Origin of the sequence: Virgibacillus ihumii, assembly GCF_902726655.1 — a bacterium.
In the GTDB taxonomy this organism is placed as follows: Bacteria; Bacillota; Bacilli; order Bacillales; family Amphibacillaceae; genus Lentibacillus; species Lentibacillus ihumii.
Genome location: NZ_CACVAN010000001.1, coordinates 3,566,105 through 3,582,041, shown reverse-complemented (window position 1 = coordinate 3,582,041; position 15,937 = coordinate 3,566,105). Strand labels below are relative to the sequence as shown.

General features: G+C 42.6%; 19 protein-coding genes. 9 read left to right on the top strand and 10 right to left on the bottom strand.

The features are described 5' to 3' along the window. Positions 1-12 precede the first annotated feature (12 nt). The 5 genes from HUX68_RS17695 (at position 13) to menC (ending at position 4,086) form a co-directional block, all read left to right on the top strand. Positions 13-375, top strand: coding sequence for a hypothetical protein (locus tag HUX68_RS17695; protein WP_174616025.1), 363 nt, complete (start codon positions 13-15; stop codon positions 373-375). Beyond that, positions 330-1,103: a membrane protein insertase YidC gene (gene yidC, locus HUX68_RS17690; RefSeq protein ID WP_174616024.1), complete on the top strand. Its 774-nt coding sequence runs from the start codon at positions 330-332 to the stop codon at positions 1,101-1,103. Before HUX68_RS17695 ends, yidC begins: the two co-directional genes overlap by 46 nt. A gap of 187 nt (positions 1,104-1,290) precedes the next feature. Further along, entirely contained in the window at positions 1,291-2,130 is an 840-nt protein-coding gene (locus tag HUX68_RS17685) for a MurR/RpiR family transcriptional regulator (protein WP_174616023.1), read from the top strand. A 21-nt stretch (positions 2,131-2,151) separates the two neighbouring features. Beyond that, positions 2,152-2,949 carry a GNAT family N-acetyltransferase gene (locus HUX68_RS17680; protein ID WP_174616022.1) on the top strand — a complete coding sequence of 266 codons (798 nt, stop codon included), beginning with the start codon at positions 2,152-2,154 and terminating at the stop codon, positions 2,947-2,949. A 21-nt stretch (positions 2,950-2,970) separates the two neighbouring features. Next, positions 2,971-4,086 carry an o-succinylbenzoate synthase gene (gene menC / locus HUX68_RS17675; RefSeq protein ID WP_174616021.1) on the top strand — a complete coding sequence of 372 codons (1,116 nt, stop codon included), beginning with the start codon at positions 2,971-2,973 and terminating at the stop codon, positions 4,084-4,086. 158 nt (positions 4,087-4,244) lie between these two features. Here the strand turns inward: menC and HUX68_RS17670 are convergent, their stop codons facing one another. Together HUX68_RS17670 and HUX68_RS17665 are read right to left on the bottom strand one after the other, a co-directional pair. Next, complete coding sequence (locus HUX68_RS17670; protein ID WP_174616020.1) at positions 4,245-5,177, bottom strand: manganese-dependent inorganic pyrophosphatase; 933 nt, start codon at positions 5,175-5,177, stop codon at positions 4,245-4,247. A gap of 68 nt (positions 5,178-5,245) precedes the next feature. Beyond that, the gene (locus tag HUX68_RS17665) at positions 5,246-5,800 is read right to left on the bottom strand and encodes a hypothetical protein (protein ID WP_174616019.1); all 555 of its coding nucleotides are present in this window, start codon (positions 5,798-5,800) and stop codon (positions 5,246-5,248) included. Positions 5,801-5,985: 185 nt separating this feature from the next. Between HUX68_RS17665 and HUX68_RS17660 the strand changes: the two genes are divergently transcribed. Together HUX68_RS17660 and HUX68_RS17655 are read left to right on the top strand one after the other, a co-directional pair. After that, the gene (locus HUX68_RS17660; protein WP_174616018.1) at positions 5,986-7,098 is read left to right on the top strand and encodes an NAD(P)/FAD-dependent oxidoreductase; all 1,113 of its coding nucleotides are present in this window, start codon (positions 5,986-5,988) and stop codon (positions 7,096-7,098) included. Positions 7,099-7,192: 94 nt separating this feature from the next. Beyond that, positions 7,193-7,351: a hypothetical protein gene (locus tag HUX68_RS17655; RefSeq protein WP_174616017.1), complete on the top strand. Its 159-nt coding sequence runs from the start codon at positions 7,193-7,195 to the stop codon at positions 7,349-7,351. Between the two features lie 48 nt (positions 7,352-7,399). Here the strand turns inward: HUX68_RS17655 and HUX68_RS17650 are convergent, their stop codons facing one another. The 5 genes from HUX68_RS17650 to HUX68_RS17630 form a co-directional block, all read right to left on the bottom strand. Next, the gene (locus tag HUX68_RS17650) at positions 7,400-8,047 is read right to left on the bottom strand and encodes a YczE/YyaS/YitT family protein (RefSeq protein WP_174616016.1); all 648 of its coding nucleotides are present in this window, start codon (positions 8,045-8,047) and stop codon (positions 7,400-7,402) included. Positions 8,048-8,190: 143 nt separating this feature from the next. Beyond that, positions 8,191-8,637: a GtrA family protein gene (locus tag HUX68_RS17645; RefSeq protein WP_174616015.1), complete on the bottom strand. Its 447-nt coding sequence runs from the start codon at positions 8,635-8,637 to the stop codon at positions 8,191-8,193. A gap of 11 nt (positions 8,638-8,648) precedes the next feature. After that, positions 8,649-9,776: a glycosyltransferase family 4 protein gene (locus tag HUX68_RS17640; RefSeq protein WP_174616014.1), complete on the bottom strand. Its 1,128-nt coding sequence runs from the start codon at positions 9,774-9,776 to the stop codon at positions 8,649-8,651. 18 nt (positions 9,777-9,794) lie between these two features. Then, positions 9,795-10,943, bottom strand: coding sequence for an NAD-dependent epimerase/dehydratase family protein (locus HUX68_RS17635; protein WP_174616013.1), 1,149 nt, complete (start codon positions 10,941-10,943; stop codon positions 9,795-9,797). A 317-nt stretch (positions 10,944-11,260) separates the two neighbouring features. After that, positions 11,261-11,803: an NADPH-dependent FMN reductase gene (locus HUX68_RS17630; RefSeq protein ID WP_174616012.1), complete on the bottom strand. Its 543-nt coding sequence runs from the start codon at positions 11,801-11,803 to the stop codon at positions 11,261-11,263. Between the two features lie 288 nt (positions 11,804-12,091). Here HUX68_RS17630 and HUX68_RS17625 point away from each other — a divergent pair, with 288 nt between their 5' ends. Together HUX68_RS17625 and HUX68_RS17620 are read left to right on the top strand one after the other, a co-directional pair. Next, on the top strand, positions 12,092-12,436 hold the full coding sequence (locus tag HUX68_RS17625; RefSeq protein WP_343033680.1) for a MarR family winged helix-turn-helix transcriptional regulator: 345 nt from the start codon (positions 12,092-12,094) through the stop codon (positions 12,434-12,436). 12 nt (positions 12,437-12,448) lie between these two features. Further along, positions 12,449-13,657, top strand: coding sequence for an MFS transporter (locus HUX68_RS17620; protein ID WP_174616011.1), 1,209 nt, complete (start codon positions 12,449-12,451; stop codon positions 13,655-13,657). A gap of 483 nt (positions 13,658-14,140) precedes the next feature. Here the strand turns inward: HUX68_RS17620 and HUX68_RS17615 are convergent, their stop codons facing one another. The 3 genes from HUX68_RS17615 to HUX68_RS17605 are packed head-to-tail and all read right to left on the bottom strand — an operon-like array spanning position 14,141 to position 15,923. Further along, positions 14,141-14,860 (bottom strand): ATP-binding protein, encoded by a 720-nt coding sequence (locus HUX68_RS17615; protein ID WP_174616010.1) that lies wholly within the window; start codon positions 14,858-14,860, stop codon positions 14,141-14,143. Further along, a complete protein-coding gene (locus HUX68_RS17610) occupies positions 14,857-15,339 on the bottom strand; it encodes an ECF transporter S component (protein WP_174616009.1) in 483 nt (160 codons plus the stop codon). Before HUX68_RS17610 ends, HUX68_RS17615 begins: the two co-directional genes overlap by 4 nt. A 2-nt stretch (positions 15,340-15,341) precedes the next feature. Then, positions 15,342-15,923 (bottom strand): cob(I)yrinic acid a,c-diamide adenosyltransferase, encoded by a 582-nt coding sequence (locus HUX68_RS17605; protein WP_174616008.1) that lies wholly within the window; start codon positions 15,921-15,923, stop codon positions 15,342-15,344. Positions 15,924-15,937: the final 14 nt, after the last annotated feature.

Here is a 15,937-nt window from a genome sequence, read left to right as displayed (position 1 = left end):
AGGTGAATACAGATGGTTTTCGAGCTATTATATGATGTTGTCGGGGAAATTTCGCCCATATATATTTATTTAAGTATCATTCTTTCCTTAGTCTGCAGCTTCCGGATTATGAATGTGAGTATGCAGCATTCCATTATCCGAAATCACGATTATACAAAAGAATGTCATGCCACCCATATTAAGCTGCTGCCGGTAAATGAGCCGATTGGTCAGGTCACAGAAATTTACAACTGGATTACACACAGGACTAAGCGCATCGATGCACCTGATGATGATTCGGATCACCATTCCTTCTCGTTACACAAGAAATTCTTACGAGGAGGACAATCATGCAAAAGAAATCTGTATTCACTCTCATTTACAAATATAGTTTAACAGGAGCAGTTCTAATATTGTTGCTGACCGGGTGCGCAACGAATGAACCAATCGATCCGGAGTCTGCCAACTTTTTTGAACATTATTTTATTCTGCCGTTTTCGATTATCATAAAATACGTGGCAGCGCTGTTCAGCGGGAATTTTGGACTGTCCATTATCGTCATTACGCTGCTAATTCGGCTCGCCATTATGCCATTCATGCTGAAACAAATGAAAACAAGCAGAGAAATGCAGCAAAAAATGAAAGTCTTAAAACCGGAAATGGATACCATTAACGAAAAATACAAGGGTAAAACGGACATGGACTGCAAAATGGAAAAGCAGCAGGAAATGCAAAAACTTTACCAAAAGCATCAGCTGAACCCGATTTCTTCAATGGGATGCCTGCCAATGCTAATTCAATTCCCTATACTGATTGGCTTTTATTACGCCATCAGAAGAACACCGGAGATTGCCACTCATAATTTTCTGTGGTTCAATCTCGGACATACCGACCTTATCCTGACAGGGGCTGCGGTGTTAATCTACTTTGTTCAATCACGGGTATCACTAATCGGAATGGACGAAAAACAGAAAAAGCAGATGGCACTATTCAGCTTTATTTCACCGGTTCTGATAGGAATTGTTTCACTCAACGCCCCCGCTGCCTTGCCGTTATACTGGGCAGTCGGCGGATTGTTTCTTATTTTCCAAACGATTATTTCTAAAAAAACAATTACGGCATAAAAGCAATCATATCCCGGTCTAAAATTGACCGGGATTTATTATGTCTGATAAAGTTTTTAAATTATTCTTAAAATTACCTTGCGAAAATGTATGAATCATGATATCTTTCATATAAATGAAGTGTATACTTCTTTATCCAAAAAAATAAAGCATTTCCTTCTCATCCTATATGAATTGGGGATAATCAATGGAAAAATTATATGCAAAAATCAAGCAGCACCAAGCTTCTTTTTCAAAAAGCTTAAAAAAAATAGCAGCTTATGTATACAATGATCCCTCTGTTTTTGCTATGAACTCAGCAAAAGAGGCTGGCAAACGGATTGGAGTTAGTGAAACAACGATTATTCGCTTTGCACATACACTCGGTTACAAAGGATACAGTGCTTTGCAACAGGAATATCAGAATAGCATATTCCGAAAAAAAAGCAGCTTAGATAACTATCGCAATCAAAAGTTTTCGCCCCATGAAAGTAAGTCTATTAAGAACCATATGTTTCAGGATTTGCATACTATCCAAACGGCAATGGAACAGATTTCTGATAATGATTTAGAAAAGGTTGTGCAGAAACTGCGGAATTCCAGCAATACAGTTGTTACCGGTGCCCAGGCATCGTTTCCCCTTGCATACTGGTTAACATTCACGCTTGATATCGTTTCAGGTAATGTCCAGCAATTTGTACCGGGAGTGGACAGTTTGAAGCGGATCAGCGAACTGGATGAAAACAGTGTGTTTGTCGCCTTTTCCTTTCACAGATACAGCAGTGAAACGACAAAACTGGCCAAAGCGGCCCGAAAACAAGGGACGACCGTAATCAGCTTTACTGATAATGCATTTTCACCAATAGCAGAGCATTCGGATATAACGCTCGCTGTACACACAGATGAACGATCGACACTGGATATTGTGCCTGCGATCTTCTCGCTGGTAAACAGTATTATGTCCGCCGTATCCAGACGTAACCCTAAATCATTCCAGCAAAGTATTGAAGCTTTTAATTCAACAATTGTCAACGAATTTTTTGAATGATAATACGTGAGGTGGCCAAGATTGGAAAAAATCATCAAAACATCAACAATTACAATCCGACCGTTAACAACGATGGAAGAACTGCTGGAAATGCAAAAAGTGGAAGAAGTCGTTTGGCAGATGTCACCAAATCCGGTTCACCAGACTTTCACAGCACTGAACAATGGCGGAATCATTCTAGGAGCTTTTGATGGCAACAGAATGATAGGATTTCTGTACAGTTTTGCCGGATTTGATGGGCAAAATGCCTACCTATGCTCCCATATGCTTGGTATTTTATCAGCGTATCGAAGTGGTGGGCTGGGAATGCGAATGAAACGAAAGCAAGCGGAAATGGCCGGAGAATTGGGATATTCCATCATCACATGGACATTCGACCCGCTTGAGAGCCTCAATGCCTATCTTAATCTGCATAAGCTGGGGGCTGTTGGTGCAGCATACCATATTGATCATTACGGTACGATGAATGATAACTTGAATAAAGGACTGCCCTCCGACCGAATTCAAATTGAGTGGTCAACTGTTGAACAGGAAGACACTCCGCCTGTAAATTTTGCACCGGAAAGACTTCTTACTGATATAGATGAACACAATAAACCACTTGGACGAACTGCTATTTTTCATGATGATCATGACGGTTGGTTTGTCGCTATCCCGGCAAACTTCCAATCCATTAAAAAAGAGAATATCGAACTTGCACGGAGTTGGCGACTGGTGACCCGGAAAGCCTTTCAACTTCTTTTCAACCATGAATACGTTGCAGTAGATCTTTTACACAATCCATCAAAAAAAATTAGTTATTATTACTTTTCTAAATAAATTTGCCTGGAGGTTGCCCACATGACAATACCAATAGAACAGATTAAACTGCGAAGGCTGAAAATGCAGCTGAAACATCCGTTTACAACAAGCTTCGGCACGATGCAGAACAAAGAATTTTTTATAACGGAAGTACTTGATAATACCGGAAACCAAGGTTTTGGCGAATCAGTTGCCTTCTCCAGTCCCTGGTACAATGAAGAAACAGTGCAAACCAATTATCACGTGATGAAGGAATTTTTAATTCCATTGCTTCGGGAAAACGACATTCACCATCCCGATGATGTCCTGGATGTTTTTAGCCCAATCAGACGGAACAATATGGCCAAGTCCGCAATGGAAGGCGCCATTTGGGATCTTTACGCAAAACGGAGAAAGGTGCCGCTTGCTGAAGCGCTTGGCGGAAAAAAAGAGGAAATCGATGTAGGCATCAGTATTGGCATTCAACCAACCATTGATGACCTGCTGAATACGGTAGGCAAATATGTTCAGGAAGGATTCAAACGTGTAAAAATCAAAATTAAGCCAAATTGGGACTATGATGTACTTGCTGCAGTTAAGAAGGAATTTCCGGATGTTCCGGTTATGGCAGACGCCAATTCAGCCTATACACTCGAAGACATTAATCAGCTGCAGCGCCTTGATGAACTTGGCCTGATGATGATTGAACAGCCGCTGGCACATGATGACATCGTGGATCATTCCAAGCTGCAGGCCGTTATGCAGACGCCTATCTGTCTCGATGAAAGCATTCATTCGCTGGAAGACACGAAGAAAGCAATCCAATTGGAATCGTGCAGAATTATTAATATTAAAATCGGACGTGTTGGAGGTTTGTCTGAGGCAAAGCGGATTCACGATTATTGCAGAGCTCACGGAATTCCCGTCTGGTGCGGCGGTATGCTGGAAGCGGGTGTTGGACGCGCGCACAATATTGCTCTTACCTCCCTTTCACAGTTTGCACTTCCCGGTGATACGGCGGGTTCATCACGCTATTGGAAGAAAGACATTATTACACCTGAAGTGACCGTGGAAAATGGCAGGATAACGATTCCAAATAAACCTGGTATCGGTTATGAAATCGATAAGGATGCGCTAAACAGGTTTACGGTTGAAGAGGAAACATTTAAGATGTAGCGCCCGATTACGGATACTGCTCACCCGGTTTGGGGAGTTCACACGTTTCTGCACTTCACACGTTTGCGACTGCTTCCTGCTGTTCCTCTGCTCAATTCCATTAAAAAACGCTCCGGGCCATATATAAATGGCAGGAGCGTTTTTAATTCGAATTATTTTTATTTGCTGAACTCCTCTGTCAGCACGGTTACGATTTGTTTCTTACGTGACACAACGCCTTTAAGAAGTGCTCTGTCATTTTCGTCCAGTTTCACATCAAAAGCTTTTTCAACAATTTCTTTTGACTTCCCTGCTGCGAAAACTTCTGAATCATTGTTTAGAATATCGGTTGCAACGAATAGGAAGAGATCAAGTCCTTTTTCCTCAATCGTTTTATTGATTTCCGTTTCCAAATCTGCTTGAAGCTTGTAGATTTCATTAATATCGACTGCATTAACCTGAGCAATTTCCACCTTTGCATCTCCCATGGAAAATTCCTTGGCGTCCATTGTAATCATATCATTAGCAGTTTTGTCACTGATATCCGCTCCTGCTTTGAGCATTTCCAGGCCATACGTTTCCAGATTGACACCGGCAATTTCAGCCAGTTCATATGCAGCCTCAACGTCATGTTTCGTGCAAGTTGGTGATTTTAATAGTAAAGAATCAGAAATAATAGCTGAAACAAGCAGTCCGGCAATATCCTTCGTTACTGCTATACCTTGTTCCTTGTACATCTTATTCAGAATGGTTGCTGTACAGCCAACCGGTTCAGCACGGAAATAAAGCGGTTCTTTTGTTTCAAAATTAGAAACACGATGATGGTCAATTACTTCGGAAATCTTCACATCACTAATGTTATCCACGCTTTGCTGGAATTCATTGTGATCAACAAGAATAACGTCAGTAACATCAGAACCAACTTTTTCTATCAATTGTGGTGCTTCCACACCGAAATAATCCAGTGCATATTGTGTTTCTGCGTTAACTTCACCAAGCCGTGCCGGTTCGGCGTTCACATCAACTTTCTTTTTCAAATCCGCATATGCCAATGCAGAGCAAATCGTATCTGTGTCAGGACTTTTGTGTCCGAAAATTAGCGTCTTGTCCATGTTTCATTACTCCCTTTTGTCTATTCATTCCATATACAAGACTATCATAAATATATGGCTACTGTGTACTAATTTGATGTTTCCAAAGTTTCAGTCACGTTCCAAATTTTATCATAGGCCTTATAATTGTTCAAAGCGATATCAAGATCATGAAACATCCGGTGCAAATATCGGACCTTTTCCGTATCTTCATGGGACTTAATTTCATTGGCCAGCCCACGTATGTGCTTCAGATCTGATTTCAATGCCTTTTGATTTACCTCGGGAAGCAGATTTTTAAGTGAGGCAAGAATCTGCTCTGCCCTTTTCTGCTGCTGATCCCAGTCCAGCGAAGCAATATCTCCGTATCCCGTTGTATCATTGTAAAAATCATGTGTTTTGGATACAAACGTTCCTATCTCCTGATGTGATTTACCAACTGTTTCATTTATCTTTTTCACTTTTTGCCGGGTTTCCTCTGAAATAGGCTCATCCGACCCTGATGCCTGACCGTCAAATAAAGCATTGCTGAAGCCGAATAAATTAAAAAAGAATAATGACGAAGCTGCGACAGTAAGTACGATTACACCGATAACCGCCCAGCCGAACCAGCCCATTCCAAATTTTTGATTACGTTTAGCCAAACAGACAACTCCTTATAATGATGTTTTTATTGATTATAGCAAAAAACATATACAAATTTTTGATTTGCGACTTATGTATGAACGCCTTACTATTGTTTTCGAGGAACAGTATTTAATTCCTTTTTTTATTTACAAATCGTTTTAATGCTTTTATAGTTGTTTTCAGGTATGGAAAGGATTTTTTTATGAAAAAAATAATTGTAATCGGTGCTGGAATATTAGGTGCATCCACTGCATACCAACTGGCAAAATCAGGAGCGGAAGTGATCGTTGTGGATCGGCGTGATTCCGGTCAGGCTACTGATGCGGCGGCAGGTATTGTTGCTCCGTGGCTTTCAAAAAGACGCAATAAAGCATGGTACAAACTTGCGAAAGGCGGTGCCCGGATCTATCAGGATCTGATAGAGGAACTGGCTGCTGATGGTGAAACAAACACGGGTTATGCCAAAGCAGGTGCGCTAAACCTCCACACGGATGAAGAAAAACTGACAGCCATGAAGGAACACGCCATGAAAAGACGTGAGGATGCACCGGAAATCGGTGAGCTTACAATACTGGATGACAAGGAGACAAAGAAAATGTTTCCCCTTGTATCTGAAAAATACAGCGCACTGCATGTAAGTGGTGCAGCCCGTGTTGACGGTCGCGCACTCCGGAGTGCACTATTGCGTGGGGCTGAAAAACATGGCGCAACCATTATCCATGGGGATGCCACCCTCTTTCAAGAAAATGCCAACATAACAGGCATTCATGTGAACAATGAATACATTTCAGCGGATGAAGTGATTGCAGCAACCGGGGCCTGGACACCGCAATTGCTGAAGCCTCTTGGAATACAGTTTGATATCCGGCCACAGCGTGCTCAAATTGTACACTTACAAATGCCCGGGACAACTCTGGATAATTGGCCGGTTGTCAAGCCGCCATTTAATCAGTACATGCTGACTTTTTCGGATCGGATTGTCGTTGGTGCCACACAGGAAAATAACGTTGGCTTTGACAGACGGATTACAGCCGGCGGTCTGCAGTTTATCCTCCGGAACGCCTTCGAAACAGCACCGGAACTGGAAAATGCCACAGTGCTGGAAACGCGTGTCGGATTCCGCCCAATGACCCCGGAATCTGTGCCAGTCATCGGCAGACTGCCCGGCTATACCGGATTACTGCATGCAAATGGGCTGGGTTCTTCCGGTCTTACCATGGGGCCGTATGTCGGCAAACAGCTCGCAGATCTTGCCCTTGGAAATAACCTGGAAATCGACCTGAAGAACTATGACATGACCCGGCTAATCCGCTGATTTTGAACAAACTTTGTCCATTCCAACACCTTTGTTTACAGGATGTGGCGGGTTTGCTAATCTTAAAGTAAGGAAACTAAGGGGGATGACAGAATTGGGTGGTAGAAAGTTTGTCTTGCTGCTTGTAACTGCGACATTAATTGTAATTATCGCAGCCTGGTTCATCTTACAAAGTGTTATGGTTAACTATGATGTCGACCGGGACACATCGCAGCCGGAGCACAGAACTCAGTTAAAAACAATTCAGTTTTAGATAAAATAGTGCCCGCTGGGGTCAAGAACCGGAATCCCCGGGCACTATTTATTTTGCACGTTGATTATACGCATTGCTTCCTGTGTGTTTCAAATCCTGCTGTTTAATATAACGATCAATTTTTAAAAAGGTATATTGGAAAATGGGACTTTGTATGAAGGTAAAAATAAACGTAAATATAAATACCGGACCACCGAGAACCAGCCCAAGCACCAGTATAGAACTTTCCGTTATTATTCGCACCCTGCCAATCGGAGCACCAAATTTATCGGCCATCGACAGCATGAACCCGTCACGCGGTCCGGACCCGAGCCTCGCCGCATTATACATACCGCCGCCAATACCCATAATAATAATCCCGGATAACATGAAGAAAGTATCCGTCCACGTATGGCTTGCTTGCGGAAGCAGGTCGAGCCACAGAAAAAGATCCACAAACATTCCAACCATAAATGCATTCAGAAACGTTCCCAGTTTGATATAACTTTTATCCAGAATCCAGGAGATAACAATCAGCGTAAATCCGCAAATTATATTCCAGGTGCCAATTGTAAAGCCAAACTTTTCATACAGGCCCACATTAAGCACATCCCACGGATGAATTCCCAGATGCTGCACATGGATTGCCACTGATATGCCAAAACTGAACGATATAATTCCCACAACAAAAAAAGCCACACGAATCGCAGCAACCAATCCTCTCACCTTGCTTTCATAGCCTATTATTATATAGTGCAGCAGTTTTGCAAAATGTGCAAGATTTCTGATTGGGAATTAGCTGCAGGCTGATAGATTGCTGCCATCCACCCGGCATACCAAAAAACTGAGCCCCATACAGCTCAGTTTTTTCCTTTTTTTCTTTTGAACACAAAATACTTGATCATAAAAAAGCTTGCCAAAAACGACAGGAACATGGCCATACCTTTAGCGATGTTGTAGCGAAGCCAGTTTGGAACGCCGATGACTTCCATCAGGGCGTTTGCTCCTATGAAGACCAGATTATTCACTCCAAGACTGACAATAGCCTGAATGATGAACAAAATCCGCTGCCTATTGCTGCCCTTCGCAGTATGCTGAAAGGTGAACCTGGCATTCCAGAAATAGCTGTTGATGATGGCCAATGTATATGCGATGGTATTATACAAAATCAATATCGCTTTTTCATCTGTATAAAATAAAATCAGCAGCAGATTCAGTGTCCCAATATCGATTAACGCATTGGCAACACCGATGACACTGAACTGCATGAATTGAAATGGGCCGCTTTTTCGTTTCTGCTTTGTCATAGAAACCTCAATTACATTACCTTTTTCTTTTGCGTGTTTGCTATCTCTTTATAATACGAAAGTACTTGTCCGGACTGACTGTCCCAGCCCAAATCGGCAATTTCCTCGTGCGCAGCTTTGGCAAGACGTTTGCGTAATGTTTCATCCTCAAATTTCAGAACGGTTTCCGTGAAATCACCGGCTTTTGTCGAATCATACAGCAAACCGTTATGATTATCTCGAATCTGTTCACATGTTGGCCCGCTCTCGGCTGCAACGAGCGGCAGCCCTGATGCCATTGCTTCACTAATGACAAGACCAAGTGTTTCAGTCGTTGACGGAAAAACAAATACATCTGAAGATGCAAATGCGGCGGCAAGCTCTTCACCATGGAGCAGCCCGGTAAATACCGTGTTTGTTCCCTTAAAGTGATTTTCCAATGTTTTACGGTGCGGGCCGTCACCAACAATACCCAGGACAAAATCATCCGAGCGTTCCAGAACAGACCGGATTTTCTCAATTTCCTTTTCCGCTGCGAGCCTGCCAACATACAGCAATAACCGCTTATCCGACTGGTTATTTGTCAGCCTGTCCCGCATTTCCCGATCATATTTATTCGGATGAAACAGCTCCGTATCCACACCGCGTTTCCAGACATGGACACGTTCGATACCATGCTGTTCGAGTTCACCCTTAACCGTGTTGGACGTGCAGAGGTTCAACTCCGCCTTATTGTGCAATTTCCGGAAATACCACCAAATCAGTCCTTTGAACGGAGAAAGCTTGTAATAATCCAAATATTTTGCCACATTGGTATGATATGAAGCAATCATTGGATAGCCCAGCTTATCGGCATAATAAACCCCTGATGCGCCAAGAATCGCCGGATTGACCACATGGACAACATCCGGATTATAATTCAGCAGCAGGTCTTTAACATTCCGGTTGGGCAGCGCAAACTTTTTTGAGCGGTAAAAAGGCAGTGTTGTCGCAGGAAGACCGTCAATTTTTGCTCCTTCAAATTCGTACACACCAAGGTCCGGTGCGATCACCCTGACATCATGTCCCTCCCGTAAGAAGTAGCGGATACAGGCCTTCAGTCTGGTAACAACGCCGTCTGTTGATGGCAGAAATGTTTCGGTTATGATAGCAATTTTCAATGATGACACGTCCTTATTTTACTTCCAGGTTACTTGCGGCAATACATTTTCTTTAATCACGCGATCTTTATGATGAACAACTGTTTTTAAAATATCACGGATAACTTCTTCTGTCAGCAAGTTTGGTTCAAGCCCCAGATCTTGCAGCTTCGTATTTTCTGCATGGAAGTAATGCTCTTCCAACTCAACCCTTGGATTTTCCAAGTGTGCGATTTCTGTATTCAACCCTTCTTCTTTTGCAGCTTTTACGACCATGTTAGCCAAATCAAGCACTGAAAATTCCTCGGTAAATTGGTTAAACACCTGAAACTCTCCATTTTCCGGCGGGTTTTCTGCCGCAATTTCAATGCAACGAACCGTATCTTTAATATTCAAAAACCCGCGGGTCTGACCGCCTTTTCCATAAACCGTAACATCATGGCCGATGGTTGACTGGATGATAAACCGGTTTAATGCCGTACCAAATACTCCATCATAATCAAGGCGGTTGTTCAAAACCGGATCCATTTTTGTCTCGTCCGTATCCAGACCATATACAACACCCTGATTCAAATCTGTCGCTTTAATACCCCAGATTTTACAGGCAAATGTAATGTTATGGCTATCATGAACTTTAGACAAATGGTAAAAAGAACCAGGCTGTTTCGGGAATGGCAAAACATCCTTCCGTCCTTTATGTTCAACCTCAATATATCCTTCTTCAATTGGGATATTTGGGGTACCGTACTCACCCATTGTTCCAAGTTTAATCAGATGGCACTCCGGCACAATCTCCTTGATGCCGAATAATACGTTCAGCGTTCCAGTCACATTGTTGTTTTGAGTAAACACAGCATGTTCACGATCTATCATCGAATATGGGGCTGAGCGCTGTTCCGCAAAGTGTGCAAATGCTTCAGGCTGTTCTTTTTTTAAGACTTCCCGTAAAAAATCATAATGGTTCAAATCACCATCATAAACCCGAATTTCCTTTCCGGTTAATTCTTTCCACTTCGCTACCCGTTCTTCAAGCGAAGCGATAGGAGTCAATGAATTCGAATGCAGTTCATTATCCCACTTTCTCCTGGCCATATTGTCAATAATGGCTATGTCATGCCCCTGTTTTGATAAATAGAGTGCAGTTGGCCAGCCACAAAAGCCATCTCCCCCAGCTACAATAATCTTCACGTCATTACCTCCAGTTTTCTTCTTTTCTCTTCTATACAGCTGCATTAAAAAACAGCATTTTTTCATGAGTTATCAAGTTAAAATTATCATTATATGTACCATTTTACAAATGATGTACTATAAACGATGTATAATTATAGACTGTTCGAAATTCAAAGTACAATTATGAACTTCAAAATTTACTTTTTGAGTTTCCAGAAACTGTCTGCCCCCTTTTTCCTCCATAAAACTCCCCCTACCATTTCGTTATGCTCCATTGGTATTATATCAAATTCGAAACTGTTGGTGTTGCATAACTTTAAATGGATTTACTTAATTTAAAATGATTTTACAAAATCACGGAATGCATCCACTCTTTTATCCAGAAAAGCAAGCGTGTCTTCATCCGTCAATTGTCCGTCTGCAAACTTTTGTCCGGCAAAATTAATTAACACTTCATTGCCGCCCGGTGCAAGCAATTCTGCCTGAATTCCAGGTGCTGAAAGAATTTGACGTAAATGGAGCTGAGCACGCAAGGTTCCTGCAGATCCGGGAGTTACCCCAACAACCATAACCGGTTTTCCGATCAAAACCTTATCAACTCTGGACGTCCAATCGAGCGCATTTTTTAAAACACCGGGAACCGACCAATTATATTCAGGCGTTACGATTAAAACCCCATCTGCATGTTTGATGGACTCCTTAAAATCCTGGACAATTTGTGGCGGATTGTGTTCTTCATCCTGGGCAAAAAAAGGAAGTGATCCGATATCGGCAATTTCGATGTTCAACTTACCCTTATACCGTTCCTTCATTGTTTTTGCCAATTGCATATTATAGGAATCTTTTCGTATACTTCCTGCAATCGCTGTAATATTCATATTTTTATTACCTCCTACCAAGTAATTTATCGCTTAGGCATTCAAAATTCAACCAGAACGAAAAGGGAAGCTGCACCTGCCTGAAAACACTTGTCATGCCACAAGTTTCCATTAAAGTTTTGGGCCTGGACTTCTCACCATTAAAACTGATAAGCTAATAAAGTTAGTCACTCTAACTATTAACCACGCTAACTATATGAGGAGGTTTTTTCAATAAAGACTACACAAAAATTCTTTCATCAGCTTATCTTATTATTCCGCCCATTTGAAAACCGTCTGAATGAGCAGTTGAACAAACACAACCTGCACAGGGCACAATGGACTGTTTTATATTACTTATATAATTACGGCCCTTCCACAAATGTGGACATATCACACTACCAGGGCGTTGAAAAACCAACCACGACCAGAACCGTTAACCGTCTGGAGGAACTTGGTTATGTCGAGCAGGTCAAAGGTAAAGACAAACGCGAAAAACGCGTACAGCTTACCGGATCAGGCATAACCGTTTATGAAACCGTCCGTATTACGATTGATCAGTTTGAACAGGAGATTTTAACCGGCATATCAGAGGAACAGCAGCAGGAGACCATTCGAATTATGGAAACAATACGAAACAACATGAAGATGTAAGGAGACAGATACGTGAATCAATCAAAAGCAAAACTATGGACCAAAGATTTTATCATTATTTCATCGGCAAATTTTTTCTTGTACTTAGTCTTTTATTTATTACTCGTAACCATGGCTGTCTATGCAGTCGAGCAATTTCATGTTTCCGAAAGCCAGGGCGGACTTGTAACTGGTATTTTTATTATCGGAACATTAATCGGTCGGCTGTTTATCGGCCGGATGATCACTACAATCGGCAACAAACGAATGCTCTATCTGGGGCTGATCTTTTTCGTACTGATTTCACTTCTGTATTTTATTAAAATCGGAATAACATTTCTGCTGATCACCCGATTATTGCACGGGATTACACTTGGAATGGCTAGTACGGCCACCGGAACCATTGTGGCTGGAGTGATTCCGGAAGTGCGGAAAGGGGAAGGGATCAGCTATTACAGCATGAGCATTACACTGGCTACCGCAATCGGCCCTTTTATCGGTCTGTTCATGAGTCAGCATACAAGTTTTTCGGTGATTTTCGGCTTTTGTTTGGCACTGGGAATCATTAGTTTCATCATTGCACTCTTTTTAAATGTACCGGAAGTTGAAAAACCCGCAACATCCGCTGAAAGGTCCAAATTTAAACTTTCCGATTTTGTTGAACCAAATGCATTGCCAATTGCCTTTGTCATTCTCATCGTCTCACTCGGTTATTCAAGCGTTCTTTCCTTTATTAATTTTTATGCGATTGAAATTGACCTGGTTGAAATGGCAAGCCTATTTTTTGTTGTTTATGCTCTAGCAATCCTGGTGTCACGCCCATTCACAGGAAGGTTAATGGATGTGAAAGGTGCAAATGCTGTCATGTACCCGGCATTTATTTTATTCACAGCAGGGTTATTGCTTTTAGGTACAGCCGAATCAAGCATACCGTTATTATTAGCAGGTATTCTGATTGGTTTCGGTTTCGGGAATATGCAATCAATCACACAGGCCATCGCCGTTAAGGTGACACCACCTCCCCGGATCGGGCTGGCAACATCCACCTACTACATCGCGCTCGATGCGGGCCTTGGCTTCGGACCATATGTGCTTGGGTTTATCATCCCGTTAACCGGATACAGTAACTTGTATATCATAATGGGTGTGATGGTACTGGCAGCAACTATGCTCTACTACTTCATGCATGGAAAGAAGGAAAGTTCGGCATTAAAATCTATTCATCCTACTGAGGCACAGTAAGGCAGGTTTGAAATCAGGATATATCCGTGATTTTGGTTGCGATATCCGCGGTTCCAGAGTGGATAACCACGTTTTTGTATAAGATATCCACGAATATGAGGTATTTATCCGCGATTTAGCGTTTCGCCGGGGAATTTCACAGGAAATAAATCGCACATATATGATGAAAAAACGCACAAGTCCGAGGCAAAACCGCACGTAAACCGATCCCTTAAGTTGGAATCGAATCCGCGTAACTATTTGAAAACGCGAATACGTGGTTTAAAAACGCTAATATTCCGGTCTGAATCACGAATAAGTAGTTCAAAAACGCGAATATCCGTAACGAAATCGCGAATATTTTTTCATGAGCGTTAAAAAGAGGAGTCCCGTTATTGACAGGACTCCTCATCAGCCTTATTATACCATCTCCGCAAAAAATTCTTCCGTTAGTATCGAATACTTCCACAACTCCCGAACACTCTAATGTATCCTTTCTTAGCCTCATCCCCCACCGGCAATTTCAACTTTATGAAACAGCGCACCTGCCTTTGATGCAATTGTATTCTGAAACGTCCGTAAGTATATAACCACAAAACATGTTGCAGGACCAGATGTTTTGTTCAAATCGATTTCGCTTGTGAAGGTAAGAGATTGATCAATGAATAACTGTCTTAATTCGTAAAGACTTCCTTTTGATCCAACCGGCACGACTGCGGCGACTGCTTCCTGATGACAGCACCACTGAAACAGATGCAGCGGGGCAATTTGCTCCTTTTTCTGCATGACCTCATCGCCAACCAGTGGATATCCGATAATGGCTGCAGACAGTTCACCTAAAGGCTTATCGCCTGACTCCCTATGATGGAAGCGCTTGCCGAGAACCGTAATGCCTGTTGCTGATTGCTGCATGGAAAAATTCGATTCGGTACTGCCGGTTATTGGAAGTGCTTCAATTCCCAGTTCAGCGATTCCCCGTTCGATTCCCCTGACAAGCACATTCCAGACTTTATCTCCATTAAAGTTTTGGAGAATAACTGAAAATGGATTACCTCCAACCGACGCACATTCCATATACGCAACCCGAAAAGCAAAGTAAGCCACAACATCATATGGAACCTGAACATCATCAAGAGCTTTTTTGCCAATCGATCCGCTGTTATCCGTGGCAATCACCAATTCATCATTTCCATCAAACGGTACGATCAGTGCATCACGCCTCATTTCGTTATCCCCGCCAGTCTGGAATCGAACACTTCAACCAGCTTTGGAATGAATAATAGTGCGATCACGACATTAAAGAGTGAACCGACGAATAACGAAGGGACAACTACAATATAAAAAGATGTACCGAGGAGGGCTATCATAGGCAATGGTGCCAGCACCGCCAGCACAAATACGATGCCTGCCAGCTGACGCTTTCCGCTCTGATACATGGCACCAAACACCCATACGAGGAGTGTCATTTCCAGCGCAATAACCACATGCATCGGGCCAAGCGGCATACCGCCTAGAAATGCGGAAACGAGGTGACCGACCCCAGCAATGAGTGCCCCCTGCCGTTTGCCAAGCAGACACGCTGCAAGAAGTGCGGGAAATACATCAAGGGCGATACTCCCTATAAAAGCTGGTATTTTAATAGCGGACCCGATAACTGACAGCGCTATGAAAAGAGCAAGCATACTCACCTGTTTCGACTGCATGCTTAATTCTCCTTTCGTTTTCCACCACGGAACACACGGGCACTTCTTACATATTCAACGTCCGCTACTCCAAGTTTGGCATTGACGACCCTGGCCAGAGCAAAGAAGTAATCGGAAAGACGGTTTAAATATTTCAATGGAACTTCCGGCACCTCTGATTCCTGTTTCATCAGCCGAAGTACAACCCGCTCCGCCCTTCTTGTGATAGTCCGTGCAATATGAATGGACGCAGCAGCATTGCCACCACCCGGTAAAATAAACCGTTCTACTTTTGGTGCCTGCTCGATGAACTGATCAATTTTTTCCTCAAGATAGTCGATAGATTCTTCGGTCAACTTTAGTTGTCGCCGTTTCGAAACATTTGCCAAATCTCCACCGCAATCAAACAGTTCATGCTGGATTTTTTCCAGGTCATCCAGTATGTCTGCAAATTGCTCCGGATCAAGCTCAGTCATAATTTTTCCCACAAAGCAATTTAACTCATCGATTGTTCCATACGCCTCAACCCGGATATCATCCTTGTCCACGCGTCCTCCAATCAGACCTGTTTGTCCTTTATCCCCTGTCCTTGTATAAATACGCATCGTTTTTCCCCTCC

What these genes read in the sequence shown, in the direction of transcription:
- HUX68_RS17695 (WP_174616025.1), top strand. Translation starts at nt 13, where the DNA reads ATGGTTTTCGAGCTATTATATGATGTTGTCGGGGAAATTTCGCCCATA.
- HUX68_RS17670 (WP_174616020.1), bottom strand. Translation starts at nt 5,177, where the DNA reads ATGGACAAGACGCTAATTTTCGGACACAAAAGTCCTGACACAGATACG.
- HUX68_RS17685 (WP_174616023.1), top strand. Translation starts at nt 1,291, where the DNA reads ATGGAAAAATTATATGCAAAAATCAAGCAGCACCAAGCTTCTTTTTCA.
- HUX68_RS17660 (WP_174616018.1), top strand. Translation starts at nt 5,986, where the DNA reads ATGAAAAAAATAATTGTAATCGGTGCTGGAATATTAGGTGCATCCACT.
- HUX68_RS17610 (WP_174616009.1), bottom strand. Translation starts at nt 15,339, where the DNA reads ATGCAGTCGAAACAGGTGAGTATGCTTGCTCTTTTCATAGCGCTGTCA.
- HUX68_RS17615 (WP_174616010.1), bottom strand. Translation starts at nt 14,860, where the DNA reads ATGAGGCGTGATGCACTGATCGTACCGTTTGATGGAAATGATGAATTG.
- HUX68_RS17645 (WP_174616015.1), bottom strand. Translation starts at nt 8,637, where the DNA reads ATGACAAAGCAGAAACGAAAAAGCGGCCCATTTCAATTCATGCAGTTC.
- HUX68_RS17630 (WP_174616012.1), bottom strand. Translation starts at nt 11,803, where the DNA reads ATGAATATTACAGCGATTGCAGGAAGTATACGAAAAGATTCCTATAAT.
- HUX68_RS17605 (WP_174616008.1), bottom strand. Translation starts at nt 15,923, where the DNA reads ATGCGTATTTATACAAGGACAGGGGATAAAGGACAAACAGGTCTGATT.
- yidC (WP_174616024.1), top strand. Translation starts at nt 330, where the DNA reads ATGCAAAAGAAATCTGTATTCACTCTCATTTACAAATATAGTTTAACA.
- menC (WP_174616021.1), top strand. Translation starts at nt 2,971, where the DNA reads ATGACAATACCAATAGAACAGATTAAACTGCGAAGGCTGAAAATGCAG.